We start from the raw sequence: 16,808 nt of genomic DNA on the forward strand, positions 1-16,808 counted from the left end.
AGAAGAATGTCTGAATTTTCGATTTTTTCTCGGCTCAAGTGAGCGGTGATGAATATCGGCAGTTATTCAGACCTTCCCTAGCTAAGAGGTAGATCAAACGTAAAATTCTTGATAACACTAGGATGTAAACAGCTACGTAAAAACGTGTTCATAGGCTTCATATCATTTGACGAGTAGAAATCCAGCATCAATGTATTGAATTCCTGCTGACGTTTAGCGGGAACGTTAATAATTGGAAATCCATATGCCAGCAAGATGCCGTTCATCAAAAAACGACCTGTACGCTTGTTTACATCCCAAAAAAACTGAGCCCTGGCTATTTGAAGAAACGCAGTGATCGCTTGATCATAGCAATCAATTTCACTTTTCACCTGCCTCTGTAAGCTCTGCCATCTTGCTTCAAGCTGCTCAGGCGCGGGCGGCTCATAATCAGACCCTGAAATCGTGACATAGCCGGAACGAAACTTTCCCCATTCCAAAGCTTCCTCTTTACCCGCTATGGCATGGATATTTAAAACTGTTTCTTTATCAAAGCTAAACTTACCTTGATCGACTAGATCAAATATATATTTCCAAGCCTTCGCCTGATTAATCGCCATATTCTGATCGCTGATTTTGTGACCACCGACCGTAATCCCATCCAGAATCGTTTGCACTTCAGGTAGCGTCATGGCGACCCCTTCCAGGTTCACCGCATCGTAAACGAGGGCTGGTACATCCCGCACAGCAAGTTGCCGAGCCAAGCGAACGTTAGGCTTCATATTCCACTGTTTATCGTGTGCGGTTGTCATAGAACGTTCTCTGTATCCAGCAAGTTGATTAAATATATCACTACGGCACGGGCAGTAGATCGGCTACATGCACCATCGATTTATTTCAGGGCAGAAATATCCCCAGCGGTGGTTTGCGGCTAATACTCACTGGTGATGGCCAGAAGCCAATAGCTTTAGCGCCTCACCAGTGCTAAAGATAGCCGCATACTCCCCTTCCAAGTTCGCCAGTGACATGGCGTGCACTTCATCCGCCGTACGGTAAGTGCCTGCGTAGTCCTGCTTGGCAAAGGTAAAAGTGGCATCCGCGACAACGTGGGTATCAAAGCCAAGATTACCGGCTGTGCGAGCGGTGGCTTCAACCGAATTGCTGGTACTCACACCAACGATAACCAGCCGCTTGATCTCGCGAGCGTGGAGCCAGCGCTCTAAGCCTGAGTGGGTAAACGCACAGGGTATGTTCTTTTCTACTACGTGCTCTTTAGGTTGCGGGGCTAGTGCAGGCTGGAACTCTGCGCCTGGTAACCCCGGCCAAAATGGCGAGCTGGGGGTGCGTGAGATATGGCGTACATGCACTACGGGCCAGCCCGCTTTACGCCATTCAGTGAGCAGGCTCTGAATATTATTTTCGGCATCCGGGTTATTGCGCTCACCGATGGCGGGATCGCTCATTCCTCGCTGCATATCGATGACCATCAGGGCGACAAGTTGATTACTCATTGCTAATTCAACGTCCTCTTTTGTGTGCTTCTTGGATCAGGAATACACTCAGGCACGAATAGGAAAGCTAAGCGATACTGACCAACCATTACTTTCAATTATTTAAAATACTTCAACCACCGATACAGCTTGCCTAAAAAACGTGTGCCCAGCATTAATCCAATGCTGAGTATAACCACTGCCAGCGAACCGTAAGCTACCATTCCGCCCCACGTCCATTGGCTAATCGCCGTGCCCAAGTGCTGAACGAAAAGATACACGCCGATTAAGAAACTACCGGCCCGTACCAAGCCTGCCTCGCTGATGGATAAGGCTGAGCCAACACTATCACTGTCATGAATTTTATTGGCCAGAGTTACGGCAGAAAACCACAGTGCGATGCCCACGATAATAGGAATAACAACGGTGGCCACTAGTCCTGGCAGCCACTGGGTTAGCTCTGCCTCAAAGCTTGGGCTAAACAGCAACGGCGATACGCTAAGTAAAGGATTGATGGCAAGGTAAACGGCGAGCAATCGAATCAGCAAAATAGAAAAAGGTTTCATGGGTTTACCTAACACGCAAAACTTAAGCATAAGCCAACTTTGGCACGAAATCCCGATAGCAGATACAACATCGCCCTGATAATTGTTTATCAAGGCGATGAGGCAGCACCGTTATATCAAGAGTTATTGGATCGGTTAATTAACGATCGCGAATGGCAATAGGCCCAATAGGTGCAACGTTGGGCATAAAGATGGTGACCTCATTAACATCGTGCAGAGGGGCAACGAAATCTGCTTTCCAGGAGCCGACGCGAGGGTTCTTGGAAGGATCATAATTAAAGCCCAGATGCAGGTTATCCGGTGCGACCACGCCCCCATCTTTACGTAGCAACGAGAATGACTGGTCACCAAACTCGGCGTAGATCTGTCCATCAATGCGCTCTAACGGAATGTCTTCGTAAATAAGTTCGCCGGAATAACCGGGGTAGTCGGTCACAAAGCGCACCTCAATATGCAAAACGCCATCCTTGCGCACGGCCTTGTAAGGCTCGGCATAGGCGTGGCCACTGGCAGTGGGTGCCTGCTCAGCGTTGAGGGCAAGGGCCGGGCTGCTAGCCACTGCCGCCAGCGTTAGAAAAGAAAGGCTTAAAAAAGTGGTTCGAAGCTTCATATCTGGCTCTATTCGAAAGTTTCGTAAGTGTCTAACGGAATAGAGCCGCCCGAAGGCGGCTCTTAGGTAATTGCAGTACGTGAGTATTTACTCGGCGTCGATACCAAAGGCGTTCAGGCCCGCGCGGAATACGTCGGTGTTGTCGACCCAGTAGTGGCTGTCTGCATCCACTTCGTAGCGGGAAAGTCCTTCTTCTTGCTGAGCGATGTCATAGAAGAACTCGGCACCTGCACCGTGAGCATACAGCGGCACCAGTTCACGGGTGTGGGTGTCGGAGTGCCAACGTACCAGCGGTAGCGCACCAGCGCCCTGATTGACGATCGGGCTATAGGCATTGACGTCAGAATCAGGACCTTGCAGCAGGCCGTTGCCGTGGTCGGTAGTAACGATGATCAGCGTATCGTCCCAGGAGCTGTTGTTTTCTACCCACTCGACAGCGGCTTCGACGGCTTCGTTGAAGTCGATCTGTTCTTCGATGATACGCGGCAGGTTATTGGCATGAGCGGCCCAATCGACGGCGCCGCCTTCAACCATCAGGAAGAAGCCGTTTTCGTTGCCGGTTTCGCTGGCGTTGAGCACGTTCAGGGCAGCCCCGGTCAGGGTAGCCAAGCTCGGAGAGGTATCCAGGAAGTTGCCACCGCTCACACCAGGACGGTTGTATTGAAGGGTCTGAATGTTCTGCACCAGGCCCAGCAGCTTGTCCTTGGGCAGGTCGATTTCACCGGCGGCCAGCGCTTCAAAGTCTTCCTTACTTTCGATAAAGGCGTAATCCGTTTCGCCGTCCATCAAACGCTGGTAGTACTCTTCACCACCGATAAAGCGAAAATTGCTCTCCCCGGGGTTATCGACACGCTCGCCTGCCGCATCGTAATAAGGGTGGCCGGTACCGATGGCCACAGTGGCAAGGCCGGAATCAACGATTTCACGGCCAATCGCGCTGTAGTCGTTGCGACTTACGTTATGGGCCAGGAAACCGGCCGGAGTGGCGTGTGAAATCTGCACGGAAGAGACAACGCCTAGAGCACGGCCGCTTTCCACCGTGTATTCGCCGATATGCTTGAGCGACTCATCGTCGTTGGACCAGTTGATGGCATTGTTGAAAGTCTTTTGGCCGGACGCCAGTGCAGTCGCCGCCGCGGCGCTATCGGTGTAATCGGCGCGGGCATAGTCGTAACCGGCAAAGTAGCCTTTGTAGTTACCCAGGCTGCCCTCGTAAACGGTGTCTACCGCTTCGTCGTTCCAAAGCTCGGCTGGCTCAAACGTGACCGTACCCTCATCGCTCTTGGTGGGCGTATTGGAGGTATTCAGCGGATGAGTGGCCATGAAAAGCTGCACATCAAACTCATCGTAAACTTCATGACCCAGCGCACCATGACGGAAGTAACTTGCCGCGCGGAACGTCTCAATACCGGTACCGTCGGTGATCATCAATATAACGTTCTTAGCCGTATCTTCCTGCGCTAATGCTGGCGTAACCATGATTGATGCCAGTGCTAACGTGAGTGCATTCCACTTAAAATTTTTCATTTTCATCCCTTGGCTAAATTTAGCTAACTCGTTATTCGGCTAAGCCTAACGTTTGAAAATGTCATTTCTATGAATCTGAATTAATAAAATTAATTTTTGCTAATAAACGATTGGCTGCTTTCTACTCACTCATTAACGGGCCATTCAATAACGCCCCGTCTTAGCCATAAATTCGCCAATAAATCGCCCAAGGCTTGCACGTTCAGCCACACCGCATATACTGTATATATAAACATATATACAGATAGAGGCAGGCGTATGGCGTCTCTCGGTAAACCATCAGCGCAAACTACCGTGCATAAAGGGCGTGGGGCTACTTATGATCCGCACAACCGCTTTGCGCCAACCCACAGCGTGGCGGAGGATGATGGCTGGTGGCGAGAGGAAGCCTCCACCACGTTGGTCACGGAAGTACGCGAAGAAACCAGTAAAAGCGCGCTCTCCTGGAATAAATCGCCCGACCTTCCTTTTGACCGCTCGTTGAATCCTTACCGAGGCTGTGAGCACGGCTGCGTTTACTGCTACGCCCGGCCCTCCCATGCTTACTGGGATTTATCGCCGGGCCTTGATTTTGAAACCAAGCTGATTGCTCGCAACGGCTTGGTGGAGCGCTTAAGTGAGGAATTTTGCAAACCGGGCTATGTCTGCCGGCCTATCAACCTCTCGGGCAATACCGATTGCTACCAACCGCTGGAAGCCAAGCGCCAGTTAACGCGCCAGCTGCTTGAGCTTTTATTGGCATGCCGCCATCCGGTCATTATCGTGACCAAAAGCACTCTGGTGCTAAGGGATATTGACCTACTGGCTGAAATGGCGGAACACTGTCTGGTGCGTGTGTTTGTTAGCCTGACCAGCCTGGATGCCAATATGAAGCGCACACTTGAACCCCGTGCGGCCTCTCCTCAGGCACGCTTAAAAGTCATCCGCGAGCTTAATACCGCAGGCATTCCTGTGGGCACTTTGGTTAGCCCGGTTATTCCAGGGCTTACCGACCACGAAATAGAGCGCATTCTGGAAGCCGCCAGCCGCGCAGGCGCACGAACAGCCACCTGGATGTTGCTACGTTTGCCTCATGAGGTAGCGCCGCTTTTTGAAGCATGGCTTGAAGCTCACTACCCTGAGCGAGCGGCGAAAGTAATGAGCCTGATGCGCCAATGCCGGGGCGGGAAGGCCTATGATGCCCAGTTTGGCAAACGCTTTCGCGGTGAAGGAATTTTTGCCGATATGATCGCCCAGCGCTTTAATCGCGCCAGCCGTCAGTGGAATTTCCAGGCACGCACCGAGCAGGGGCTGAATACCCGAGACTTTCGACCGCCCAATGCCCAAGGCGATCTCTTTTATTAGCGCTTAATAAAAAGGCATCTGATCGGCGTTCTCTGGATAGCAAAGAGTGCCTGACAAATGCCTTGAAGATACTATCTATACATAGCCTTAATTACGCCGCTCACGCAGCTCATTAAGCACCAGTGTGAAAAAGCCTCGGATCTCATCGAGTTTGGGACGCGCTTGTTCAATCAGCGTATCGAACGGCTCCAGTTCGCGCTCCTGAGCTTCTCTCTCGGCCAGCTCATCGCGTATTTCTTCAATAAGCTCGGCTGAATCATCGAGCATGGACTTGAGTTCAGCGGTCGAGGTTGAAACGATCTTTTGATGGGGCGTCATGTTTTTTACCTCAAAGCAGCGTCGTGAATGCGATCAGGATGGCCGGTATGACAATAAATACGCTTAATACCCAAGCGGCCGCCAAAGCTTTTCTTTCTGAAGCTACACGGCCTAACCATTCAGCGCCTTTTACCGGCAGCGGGCGAAGAAACGGAAGTCCGAAAATGACGACTACCGCCAATAGATTAAAGAATAGATGAACCAGAGCGATCTCAAGGGCCAATATGGCCGTGGCGCCGGTTATTGCGGTGGCTGCAAGCAGCGCCGTAAAGGTCGTGCCGATGTTAGTGCCCAAGGTGAAGGGATAAATCTGACGTAATGAGAACGCGCCTGACCCCGCTAATGGCACCATTAAACTGGTGGTCGTGGATGAGGACTGTACTAAAAATGTTACCACCGCGCCGGAAGCAATACCGGCAACCGGGCCACGCCCGATGGCTTTATGCATTATATTTTTTGCCTGTCCTACCATTAATACTCTCAGCAGCGCACCGATATAACGAATCGCTAAAAAAATCAGCGCAATGCCAAAAACAATCATGGCAATTCCACCGGCAACCGTGGGCAGGTTCATGGCCACACTTTCAACAGTAGAGGTAATCGGCTTCGTTGCCATGCCGACAATATTGATGCTACCCATGGAAAGATCGGCGTCGCCGTAAAATAGAAATGCCGTGCTTTGCGCCATCTTCTCCAACGGATGAAAGATAAGTTCGATAGGCAGGAAAATAGCCACCGCCAGCAAGTTAAAAAAGTCATGCACTGTTGCTGCGGAGAACGCGCGTTTAAACTCAGCTTTATCGCGTACATGACCCAGGCTTACCAGCGTATTGGTAACCGTTGTGCCTATATTCGCGCCCATGATCATGGGGACCGCGGTGGCAACCGGCAATCCACCGGCCACAAAGGCGACGATAACCGAGGTAACGGTGGAGGATGACTGAATCAACGCCGTAGCGACAATCCCGACCATCAGGCCAACAAAGGGATTGGTGGCAAACTCAAAAAGCTGTTGGGCATGATCGCCAGCAGCTATTTTGAAACCGTTACCAATAATTGATACTGCACAAATCAAAAAGTACACCAGCAAGGCAAGCGTGAGCCACTGCCTTAATGTCCCTTTGCGCCTGACCTTTACCCTTCCACGCTGGCTGGGTAACACCTCTTGTACAGCGCTATTAATATTCTCGGCCATTTGCCACACCCTCTTGGAAGGAAAAACGCCCTGATGCCCACCTACTTCAACGAAGGATGGCGGCTATAGGTGACATAAGCGTGACAACAGCGTGGCACTATGATGTTAGTGCAAATAGAGTGGACACACATATTAAACGGTGGCTGTGGCAAAAAGCGTTCCGTATGCTTTAGCCGACGCTCATTTTTAAGGCAATCACACTTATGGCCGATGCTCTCAGCAAGACAAAATCCAGCTTCTATCGCCGTCTTTACGTGGCTTACCTGATCGATCAGGGAGTCTCTAGCGTGCCTGCGCTCGTGAGCTTCTGCGGCATGCCGCGTCGTACGGCTCAGGACACCATCACCTCGCTTGCCGAGCTGGATATTGAATGCCAATTTCAAACGACACAAGGCGAGCGCCATAACAGCGGTGAATACCGGATTATCAGTTGGGGTCCTATTGATCCTGCCTGGGTCAAGAAGCAAGCAAACCAGCTGGCCGAAGCGCTTGACTACCCCGCTCTCTCGGCTTGATTAATGTGCTGATTCAGCGGATCAGTCGCGCCAGGCAAGCCGTGCGGCGTTCAGCGTAACGCTTAATGAACTGGCGACCATGGCCAGCACCGCCACCAGCGGTGGAATGGCCATAATGATGACAAGCCCCAGTGCCAGCGTGTTATATAGCGCCGAAAGGGTTAAGTTTTGGACCATCACGTGACGGGTAGCGCGCGCGGTGGCAAGGCCCGTCACTAAACTGGCAATGCCAGGTTTTAACAGGTGCGCAGCGGCGCCTTCTCGGGCAGCGTCGCTGGCATTAAAAGGGGCCATGCCGACATCGGCGGCGGCTAGGCTTAAGGTGTCATTAATCCCATCGCCGACAAACAGAGTGGGAGCAGGCAATCCTTGCACCAGACGCGCTTTTGCTTCTGGCGAGCGCTCGGCATAGCAGGCTTCATCGGGCAACCCCAGCTGCTTGGAAGCGGCGTACACCGCGCTAGGCCGGTCACCGCTGAGCATAGCGACCCAGTAGTTAGCCTGCAATGCGTGAACGCTCTGCGCCGTATCCTCCAACAGGGCATCCTCTAGATAGAAGCTGCCTAGCCAGCCTTCCTCATCCGCGAGCAGTACTTCTGACGCCGATGGGCTTGAAGCACTGGCCGCCTGAGGCGGCAGCTTAATGCCCTGGCTTTCAAAAAAGCGTTGGCTGCCCAGCCAGATATCGCCGTGTTCAGGCAAGCGAAGATGCACGCCCTGCCCTGGCACATCCTGTGTCACACTGGCGTTTATAGTCGTTGTTTTCTCAGAACGCGCCCAGCGCGTCAATGCCTGGGCCAGCGGGTGCTGGCTATTAGACGCGGCCTGATAAAGTGTGGCCTTAAGCGTCGGCTCTGCCACACCCTCTCGGCTTACCCAGGCCATAAGCGCAGGCTCGCCCTGGGTAAGCGTGCCGGTTTTATCCAGCGCAATCGCCTGAATTTTAGCCAGCGTTTCAAGTGCTGCCGGGTCGCGTAATGCAATGCCTTGCTGAAGCAGTTGCCCACTTCCCGCCAGGCTTGCCAAGGGGACGGCAAGCCCAACGGCGCATGGGCACGCAACTACCAACACTGATAATGCGCGCACGGCGGCCTCTTCAATACCCAGCCCGAGTAACAGGCCCGCCGGAAAGGCGGCAACTCCAAGCAATAATGCCACCGGGCTTAACCAGGCGGCAAAGCGGTCGGCGAGTTTTTGAAGCTCGCCTTTCTGGGCCTGATAGTGACGCATTTGTTCACGCAGACGGTCCAGGCGGCGCTGGCCTAACGCCTGGGTAACGGTAATGACGACTTCGTCGCTGCCTAACAGCCGACACCCGGCGTAGACCGCCTCCCCTCTTGAAAAATGCCGGGGAATACTTTCCCCGGTGAGCGATGCGGTATCCACCCAGGCAGCGCTTTCCAAAATGCCATCCAGTGCAATCAGCGTTTGAGGCGCAAGTTGTATCCTCGCCCCTGGCTCAATCTCAGCTAATGGAGCTACCCGCCACTGATCCCCCTGCCATACCGCGGCTTCGTTATTGGGCTCGGGCAAGGCGTCTAGTGCCTTTAACCCTCGGTGGCGGCATAGGGTTTCTACCAGACGCCCGCCTAGCAGCAGCACAATCAGCATCACGGCAGTATCAAAATACACCTCTGCCGAGCCGCTCAATAAAAGCCCTATGGAAACCACTACAGCGGCAAGAACGCCGAGGGTTACCAGTACATCCATGCCCGGTCGCTTGGCGCGTAGCGTACGCAGGCCCGCACGATAAAACGGCCAGCCGGCAAAGGTCACAACCGGAATAGAAAACGCCCCGGACACCCAAGCGACGACCCACTCAATCGTTGGATTAGGCAACGCGCCGGCATAGATCAGGATGGAGGCGAGCATGGTCCACATGCCAAATACCGAACCTACCAGCAGGCGCAAGCTCAAATAGCGGCTTTCCTGCTCTAAGCGTGCATGCGCATCAGCATTGGGTTCCAGCTCGGTTAAACGGTAGCCCAGGCGCTTTACTTTAGGAGCCAGGGCCTCGAGCGAGATAGCCTCAGAGGCGCCCTTTACCCATAGCGTGGCCGTCGGGTAATGCACACTGATACTCTCAACACCTTTACGGTGACTAAGCACTCCCTCAACGGCGAGCGCACAGCTGGTGCACCACATACCGTTTAGGGTATAGAGCGCCTCGTTATTGCCCGGCTCACCCGGTGCCGTTTGAGTTGCCACACTAAACCCTTATAAACAAGGCGGCAGACCCACCATTGGCCCGGCAACAAACATCACGCCTCCGGCAGAAAACACATAAAGCCAGGCGGAAACAAAGGCGTTAAAGTGCCGCCGTCCTTCATGCATTTTGGCTTCCTGGAAACATCCCCAGGCTAGCCCTGCCAGTAGCAAAGCAGTCAGCAGGCTCAACAATAACAGGCTGATATTGATTGTAGTGAGTGCCCCCTGCGCGGGATCGGGCGGCGCCACGGCGCAGGCGACCGAAAGGCCGCCATATATCGTGATAAACCAGATACTCCAAAGCGTTAGCCCGCCGACAAAATGGCCCGGATGAGTGAGATGCAAACGCTGAATAATAGCTTTCATGCTTTAGCTCCCAATCACTCTAGGTAACACGGCCAGCGCAACAATCAGGATCCAGAACACCACTGCGTTATAACGCCAGAAATAGGCCACTACCACGGGCTCAAACGGCGCATGAACGCCTACATAGCGATAGCCAACACGCATGCCTTGAAGCAAAGAAATTACTGCTCCCAAGGCGCTGTGCAGCAATGCGTAGTACAGGCCTACCATTAAGATAGCGTCATGGGAGGTTTCCGTAACTGCCAAATCAGCGCGCCACATTACCCATAAAATCAACGCAAACTGTAAGGCGCCTAAAATCGCTGCCCCGTAAAGGCGCATCGCCAAGCCGCTGTCCTGCTGCTTACGTAGCTTACTGACACTGCTCTCCATTAGCGCCGAGCCTCCCAGCAAGGCAACCCCGGCGACCACTAACGCAATTAATGAAAGCGGCGAGGCGTCAGGCATCCTCCACCCTGGCGACACGGTCCACAAATAGAACCAGCCAAAAAGGTAAGACAGGAAGAAGGACCCGTTGGCGATCATCGCCGTGGTCATGGCCCATAAACCGGGGCCATCCATGGTACGCGAATGAAGCGGGGGATCGCCGGGCATCACCTTGGCATCGGGCGCCGCTCTGGGGTGAGCGCCATTTTCCCACGACCAGCGCAGTAGAAAGCCGATGGCAATCAACACGCCGACCCCAGCCACTGGATACCAGCGCAGCAACAGGCTGATACACACCACGGCCAGCGCCATAGCCGCAAACAGTGGCCACCAGGAGTTACCGGGCAAATGAATGACCTCCCGCACTTTGCCGGTCAGCGGGTCAGTACCCCATAGTTCACGGCGGCCGTGGTCGGCTGTCGCCAGGCCATGCTTGCCTTCCTGCATCTGCTGTGGCAGTTCAGGATGCTCCCAAAGCGGGTGGCGGGTTTCGACGGGTGGCAGGCTGACAAAGTTATAGGGGCTAGGCGGCAGTTGGTTGGCCCACTCAAGCGTGTCGGCATTCCAAGGATTGGTCTTGGCGGGTTTGCCGTAGCGAAAGTGTAAGGCAATATCGATCAGTACCATGGCAAACCCGGCGGACATCACAAAGCTACCGACAGACGACAGTAGATTGAATATGTCCCAACCAAAGCCGGTCTCGTAGGTATATACCCGCCGCGGCATACCCAAGAGCCCTGTCCAATGCATGATTAAGAACGTGGCATTAAAGCCTATAAACACCAGCCAGAAGCCCCACTTGCCGATCGTTTCAGATGGCATACGCCCGGAAAACAGCGGCAGCCAGTAGTAAATGCCCGCCATCAGCGGAAACAGCATGCCCCCCACCAGCACATAGTGCATGTGCGCGACCACAAAGTGAGTGTCATGGACCTGCCAGTTGAACGGCACCAGCGCCAGCATGACGCCGGTCAACCCGCCGCAAACAAAAATCACCAGAAACCCGACGATCCATAACATGGGTAGTTTCATTTTAGGCTTGCCAAGCCATAGCGTGGCCAACCAGGCAAATATCTGAATACCGGTTGGGATCGCCACCAGCATGCTGGCCGCCGAGAAAAACGCCTGGGCCAGTTGAGGGATACCCACAGTGAACATGTGGTGAACCCACAGGCCGAAACTGATAAACCCCATGACGGTAATCGCAAAGACGACCCAGCCATATCCTACGATAGGCCGCCCGGCAAATACGGGAATGATCGTTGATACAATGCCCGCCGCCGGCAAGAAAATGATGTAAACCTCTGGATGGCCAAATAGCCAGAAAAGGTGTTGCCAAAGTACCGGATCACCGCCGCCTGCAATATCAAAAAATGGCATACCCACAGCACGTTCAAGTTCGAGCAAAATACTGCCCAAAATCAATGGCGGAAAACCCACCACGATCATTAGCGCCATAGCGAGGATGTACCAGGCAAACAGCGGCATTTTATGCAGCGCCATGCCCTGCGTGCGGGTACGCAAAATGGACACCACCAGCTCTACACCGGCAGATAATGCGGAGATCTCAACAAACGTAATGCCCAATAGCCAGAAGTCGGACCCCAGTCCTGGCGAGTATTCGCTGCTACTCAGCGGCGTATACATGAACCAACCGCTGTTGGGGGCCATTTCGAGCACCATGCTGAACGACAAGATGATACCGCCAAATAGATAGCACCAGTAGCCCAAGGCAGTTAGCCGTGGGCATACCAAGTCGCGTGCGCCAATCATCTTGGGGATCATGTAGATCGCCAAACCTTCCAAGATGGGAATGGCGAACAGGAACATCATCACCGTGCCGTGCATGGTGGTCACTTGGCTATAGATATCCGGGGTCAAAAAATTCTGATCAGGCGTCGCAATTTGCGTGCGAATCAGCATCGCCAATATGCCGCCAATCAGAAAAAATGCCATCCCGGTGACCATAAACCGCAGGCCAAGCGTGGTGTGGTTAACGATGGTTAAGGCTTTTAATCCGCGTGGATTTCCCCAAACATCAGACAGGTCATCATGCAGCTTTTGCAGATTTTCTGGGCCGGTTGCTTCTGGGTTTCTCGTGGTCATGGTGTCAGGGTCTCCAGCCAAGCACCCAGGGACTCCAAGGTGGCAGTATCCATATAATCGTGCGGCGGCATTTTGTTACTCGGTTTAAGCGTTTGATGATTTTCCAACCAGTAATGGATGGCGCCCTCTTCCATGGGCAGCACGCCAGCACCCAGATTATGGCGCGCGCCTACATCAGACAGATCGGGTCCGATGGACGATGAAGAAAGTCCGGCCACGCTATGACAAGCGGCGCAGGTGGAGGCAAAGGTTTCGCGGGCCTGGGCAAAATTCTCATTGGCAATGGCCAGCTCCGCCAGCCGCTCTTCCTGCCGGTCAGCCAGCCACGCCTCATACTCCTCGCGCTCGACGGCCTCTACGTAAAGGTTCATATGGGCATGTTGCGCGCCACAAAACTCGGCGCACTGAGCGCCAAAAATGCCCGGCTCATCGGCCTCAAGACGAATAACGTTAACCCGACCGGGTAACATATCGATCTTGCCACCTAATCGTGGCACCCAAAACGCGTGGATCACATCAGCGGAGGTAACGTGAAAGTCCACGGGCTCACCGGCCGGCATAATCAGCTGGTTCGAGGTCACGACTTCGCCACCCTCTGCGCCTGGGTAGCGTACTTCCCACCACCACTGGTGGCCGATAACTTCTATAACGTCCGGTGGCTCGCTTAACGGCAGTGGCAGCATACGTTTACCGGTCGGTACGCCAAAAATGAGGAGCGCGCTGACACTGAACACGGGCAATAAAATTCCGCCGCCCACAATCCAGCGGCGAGCAATTTTACGCTCTTGCTGAGGTGTCCGTTCATGGTGCTTGCGCTTAAACGCATAAAGCCACAGCGCGATGACCCCGATAAACACGACCGTGGCAAAGGTCAGCATGATCCACCAAATAAGCACTACATCGCGTGCAGCTTGCCCAGCGGGGTCTAGAATAGACTTATCACCGGCACACCCCGTGAGCCCAAACAGAGCCACCAGCGATACGTACGTTAACCGGTTGACCCGCCGCGCAACAGCACGTTGAATACACAACGAGGCGACGTGATATAAGTAACGCTCCCTCATGTTTTTATCCCTATTTCTGCCCACAGGAAGTGATTATGGCAAACCCCAATAGGCGCACAATTAAAAGCCGCGCCGCGATTGCTGGCCACCCGCTGCACCCGTTGATGGTGCATTTCCCCGTCGCCGCACTCATGGCCCTGGTAGCCTGCGATTTGGGCTACTGGTATACCGCCGACCCTTTCTGGCTGCGCGTTGGACTTTGGCTGGCGGGCATTGGCGCGCTCGGGGGCTGGCTTGCGAGCATCGCCGGCACGATTGATCTGGTCAGCGTGGGGCAGATTCGCCGTTTGATCACAGGTTGGAGTCACGCCATTGTTGCCGTTGTCATGCTGTCGCTGGCATCGTTTAATTGGCTGATACGCTTTAATCAGCCCGAGATGGTGCTGCCCTGGGGCATTGCAATTTCCGTCATCACCGCTGGTTTGGTGGCGCTGGCAGGCTGGCTGGGTGGTCAGTTGGTGTATGAACATGCGGTGGGTGTTGAAGTAGAGGAATAGCTTGGCACTGGTCATGGCGGGTTAACTCCAGTCCAAGGGTTTAGCCAATACAAATCCTAATACGCTAAGAATACCCGCCAAAGCCAGCAGCAATGCTAAAATCGAGGCCGTTTTTACACCTTTATAAATGCCCATTTCCAAACGCAGGATTAACCAGCCGCAGCTGCCATGCGCCGCGACCATGGCCACGACCGCGGCTAGTTTAAAAGCTAACCACCCCCCCATTAAGCCGTGCAATAAAAATAACGCGGTGCCCGAAAATATGGCGACCAGGGCTGCAGGGGTTGCCACGGAAATATAAAAAAACCGCGGCATGGGAGGCGAGCCTTGAGCAAAACCCGCATCTTTACGCAGCTGAAGCGAGTAGCTCAGTAACGCAGGCAGGTATAGAAGTGAGCCGCACCAGATAACGAGCGAGGCTATATGCAGAAGTTTTAGCCAAGGCATTGTGGCTTCCTTGCGTTGCGTTAGGCTTGGATGAATTGCGCTCCCTATACCTTAGCCAACACTTGCCACTCTAGCTAGCCGATTTACGTGAGGCTAATTTCGTAACCTGTGAATTTTCGGAGATTAATTACGCCAGTATCCAATATCAGATACTGTCCTTTAATGCCTTGGAGCACTCCCTCGACCCGCGGCTGCTTGTCAAAATTATGCGATACCACCTTACGTGGAAACGTCTCAACCGGGTAGTCAAAGGCGTGCGGCGCCTCATCCAGCGTGCGGATAGCGTCCTGCCCATGCAGATCGCGCAGCTTGTCTAATCCGTCACTCAACACATCCAACAGGCGATCGCGCTCAGCGTTTAAGTCAAGCGGCTCGACTTCCCCTTTTAGCATAGCGCGCCAGTTAGTGCGGTCGCTCACCTGCTCTTTAAAGAGCATCTCGACAAACCCCGACTGTTGACGCGTATTGACTTCGAGTATGGGCAGCGCCTGAATAGCGCCCTGATCCAACCAGCGAGTAGGCATCTGCGTTTTACGCGTAATACCTACTTTTAAGCCTGATGAATTAGCCAGGTAAACAATATGTGGTTGAAAGCAGTGTGTTTCGCCCCATTCCGGCTCGCGGCAGGTACCCAAAAAAAAGTGGCAGGTTTCAGGCTTCATGATGCAGGTATCGCACTGCGCCAAACGTTTGAAACATGGGTAACAGTGACCTTGGGCAAAGCTTTTCTTGGTTGCCCGCCCGCAGTGCGTGCAGGCAATGGCGCCGCTCCATTCAAGCGATAACGGCATTCCAATACGTGAATTGAGGGGAATCTCTTGATCCCCTGCCCGCAGGTGATAGACCACCTTATCGCCTAGCTGGTCGGGCAATGTGGCGGACATCTTACGTAAGCACCCTTGCACTACCTGATCAGTCACGCGTTGCATCCCGGCCAAGCCCTGCCATTTCCGGTGTAACGCCAGCACCTGAGGACGCTGCACCACAAGTACGCTGCTCCAGGTAGCCCACCCGGTTTTCTTCAGCAACGTTATTTTCGGCCTCGTAGCGCATTACCGCTTCCAGACATAGCTCTGTTTGTTCGGCGGTTAGAAAGCGGCCGTCGGGCCATTTACGCAACGACACAGCCTGTTTAAGGCTTTCATAAATCGCCGGGGTCATCTGGTTGATCATTTTATCAAACGTCATATCGCTCATTGCGGGCCTCTTAATCTGTTTTCAAACGGCGTGAAGAATAATACCAGCCTGTGACAAGCCCCACGAGAAGCCCACCTAAATGTGCTTCATTGGCGACATTGCCAAACCCTACTGAACCAGCCAGATCCGTCATGGTAAATACCATCCATCCCAACATGAATACGACTAGCATTTGCGGAACGAAAAAACCGCTACGCGGCACGCGGCGAGACATCAGCCAGACATGCCCCAGCAAGGCATATACCACGCCCGACATTCCGCCAAACAGCACCGTGCCAGTGACGTACTGAGCGAGGTTGGCGCCAATACCAGCGATTAACAGCATAAGCAGCATGGTACGGCTGCCCTGTAACGCTTCGATTTGGCGCCCAAAATACCATAGCCACATTAGATTGAAGATAAGGTGCATCAAGCCGAAATGCAGAAATGCCGGAGAAAGCAGGCGCCACACCTGACCAGACGTCAGGGCTTGCGTTAAATTGCCGTACACCAGCTGATTGCCCTCGATGCCTACCGGCACAATGGTCAACGCCATGACGATAACGTCACCAAACATTTCGGTTAAGGCAAATATCGCAAGGCTTATCGCAATGGATAGCACGGTTACCGGCACGCCACGCAGCAGCGTCAGCATATTGCCTGTCGTACGCTTGCTTGTGGCAGGCCGATCCAGAATCAGTGGTTCGCCACGCTCCCAACGCCCTACCAGGGCTTTTAATTCTTCATGCTGGCGCGGGTCGGCCACCCATAACAGCGGGCCATCGGCTTCATCAGTAATACGGTGGCCGATTCGGTGGTGCCATAGTGCTTTACGCAATTCCTGCGTATCGACGCCACTGGGTAAACGTATAACGGGGTGCATAGCCTCTCCCTGTTGAAGGCCTTGAAACTTAACCACCACCCTATAGATCAAGCCACCAATCTATAGACAAAAAAAATCCGGCGGAGGGGCC

18 protein-coding genes are annotated in these 16,808 nt (G+C 53.6%); 3 read left to right on the forward strand and 15 right to left on the reverse strand.

What is annotated here, in order from left to right:
* Positions 1–77: 77 nt before the first annotated feature.
* The 5 genes from INT33_RS09115 to INT33_RS09135 form a co-directional block, all read right to left on the reverse strand.
* The gene (locus INT33_RS09115; protein WP_193091701.1) at positions 78–791 is read right to left on the reverse strand and encodes a Fic family protein; all 714 of its coding nucleotides are present in this window, start codon (positions 789–791) and stop codon (positions 78–80) included.
* A gap of 126 nt (positions 792–917) precedes the next feature.
* On the reverse strand, positions 918–1,490 hold the full coding sequence (locus INT33_RS09120; RefSeq protein WP_193091702.1) for a cysteine hydrolase family protein: 573 nt from the start codon (positions 1,488–1,490) through the stop codon (positions 918–920).
* Positions 1,491–1,588: 98 nt separating this feature from the next.
* Positions 1,589–2,035, reverse strand: a complete 447-nt coding sequence (locus INT33_RS09125) for a hypothetical protein (protein WP_193091703.1) — start codon at positions 2,033–2,035, stop codon at positions 1,589–1,591.
* 139 nt (positions 2,036–2,174) lie between these two features.
* On the reverse strand, positions 2,175–2,645 hold the full coding sequence (locus tag INT33_RS09130; protein ID WP_193091704.1) for a hypothetical protein: 471 nt from the start codon (positions 2,643–2,645) through the stop codon (positions 2,175–2,177).
* A gap of 87 nt (positions 2,646–2,732) precedes the next feature.
* On the reverse strand, positions 2,733–4,172 hold the full coding sequence (locus tag INT33_RS09135) for an alkaline phosphatase (RefSeq protein ID WP_193091705.1): 1,440 nt from the start codon (positions 4,170–4,172) through the stop codon (positions 2,733–2,735).
* Positions 4,173–4,430: 258 nt separating this feature from the next.
* Here INT33_RS09135 and INT33_RS09140 point away from each other — a divergent pair, with 258 nt between their 5' ends.
* Positions 4,431–5,516, forward strand: a complete 1,086-nt coding sequence (locus INT33_RS09140; RefSeq protein WP_193091706.1) for a PA0069 family radical SAM protein — start codon at positions 4,431–4,433, stop codon at positions 5,514–5,516.
* An 87-nt stretch (positions 5,517–5,603) separates the two neighbouring features.
* Here the strand turns inward: INT33_RS09140 and INT33_RS09145 are convergent, their stop codons facing one another.
* Positions 5,604–5,834 carry a hypothetical protein gene (locus INT33_RS09145; protein ID WP_192537622.1) on the reverse strand — a complete coding sequence of 77 codons (231 nt, stop codon included), beginning with the start codon at positions 5,832–5,834 and terminating at the stop codon, positions 5,604–5,606.
* 10 nt (positions 5,835–5,844) lie between these two features.
* Positions 5,845–7,029, reverse strand: a complete 1,185-nt coding sequence (locus INT33_RS09150) for a Na/Pi symporter (protein WP_226940128.1) — start codon at positions 7,027–7,029, stop codon at positions 5,845–5,847.
* A gap of 203 nt (positions 7,030–7,232) precedes the next feature.
* Between INT33_RS09150 and INT33_RS09155 the strand changes: the two genes are divergently transcribed.
* Positions 7,233–7,544: a winged helix-turn-helix domain-containing protein gene (locus INT33_RS09155; RefSeq protein ID WP_192537623.1), complete on the forward strand. Its 312-nt coding sequence runs from the start codon at positions 7,233–7,235 to the stop codon at positions 7,542–7,544.
* 21 nt (positions 7,545–7,565) lie between these two features.
* Here INT33_RS09155 and INT33_RS09160 read toward each other — a convergent pair whose 3' ends face one another.
* The 4 genes from INT33_RS09160 to coxB are packed head-to-tail and all read right to left on the reverse strand — an operon-like array spanning position 7,566 to position 13,714.
* Positions 7,566–9,752 (reverse strand): heavy metal translocating P-type ATPase, encoded by a 2,187-nt coding sequence (locus INT33_RS09160; RefSeq protein ID WP_193091707.1) that lies wholly within the window; start codon positions 9,750–9,752, stop codon positions 7,566–7,568.
* 9 nt (positions 9,753–9,761) lie between these two features.
* Positions 9,762–10,118, reverse strand: a complete 357-nt coding sequence (locus INT33_RS09165) for a hypothetical protein (protein WP_193091708.1) — start codon at positions 10,116–10,118, stop codon at positions 9,762–9,764.
* 3 nt (positions 10,119–10,121) lie between these two features.
* The gene (gene ctaD, locus INT33_RS09170) at positions 10,122–12,650 is read right to left on the reverse strand and encodes a cytochrome c oxidase subunit I (protein ID WP_193091709.1); all 2,529 of its coding nucleotides are present in this window, start codon (positions 12,648–12,650) and stop codon (positions 10,122–10,124) included.
* Positions 12,647–13,714, reverse strand: coding sequence for a cytochrome c oxidase subunit II (gene coxB / locus INT33_RS09175; RefSeq protein ID WP_192537626.1), 1,068 nt, complete (start codon positions 13,712–13,714; stop codon positions 12,647–12,649). The genes ctaD and coxB overlap by 4 nt, the downstream gene beginning before the upstream one ends.
* Positions 13,715–13,749: 35 nt before the next feature.
* Here coxB and INT33_RS09180 point away from each other — a divergent pair, with 35 nt between their 5' ends.
* Entirely contained in the window at positions 13,750–14,211 is a 462-nt protein-coding gene (locus INT33_RS09180; protein ID WP_192537627.1) for a DUF2231 domain-containing protein, read from the forward strand.
* Positions 14,212–14,232: 21 nt separating this feature from the next.
* Here INT33_RS09180 and INT33_RS09185 read toward each other — a convergent pair whose 3' ends face one another.
* From INT33_RS09185 to INT33_RS09200, 4 genes are all read right to left on the reverse strand, one after another.
* A complete protein-coding gene (locus INT33_RS09185; protein ID WP_018917476.1) occupies positions 14,233–14,658 on the reverse strand; it encodes a CopD family protein in 426 nt (141 codons plus the stop codon).
* 83 nt (positions 14,659–14,741) lie between these two features.
* Positions 14,742–15,587, reverse strand: coding sequence for a DUF2797 domain-containing protein (locus INT33_RS09190; protein WP_226940129.1), 846 nt, complete (start codon positions 15,585–15,587; stop codon positions 14,742–14,744).
* Positions 15,571–15,855, reverse strand: coding sequence for a YeaC family protein (locus tag INT33_RS09195; RefSeq protein ID WP_018917478.1), 285 nt, complete (start codon positions 15,853–15,855; stop codon positions 15,571–15,573). The genes INT33_RS09190 and INT33_RS09195 overlap by 17 nt, the downstream gene beginning before the upstream one ends.
* A 10-nt stretch (positions 15,856–15,865) precedes the next feature.
* The gene (locus INT33_RS09200; protein WP_193091710.1) at positions 15,866–16,717 is read right to left on the reverse strand and encodes a rhomboid family intramembrane serine protease; all 852 of its coding nucleotides are present in this window, start codon (positions 16,715–16,717) and stop codon (positions 15,866–15,868) included.
* Between the last annotated feature and the right edge of the window lie 91 nt (positions 16,718–16,808).

It is taken from the genome of Halomonas colorata (assembly GCF_014897985.1).
In the GTDB taxonomy this organism is placed as follows: domain Bacteria; phylum Pseudomonadota; class Gammaproteobacteria; order Pseudomonadales; family Halomonadaceae; genus Vreelandella; species Vreelandella colorata.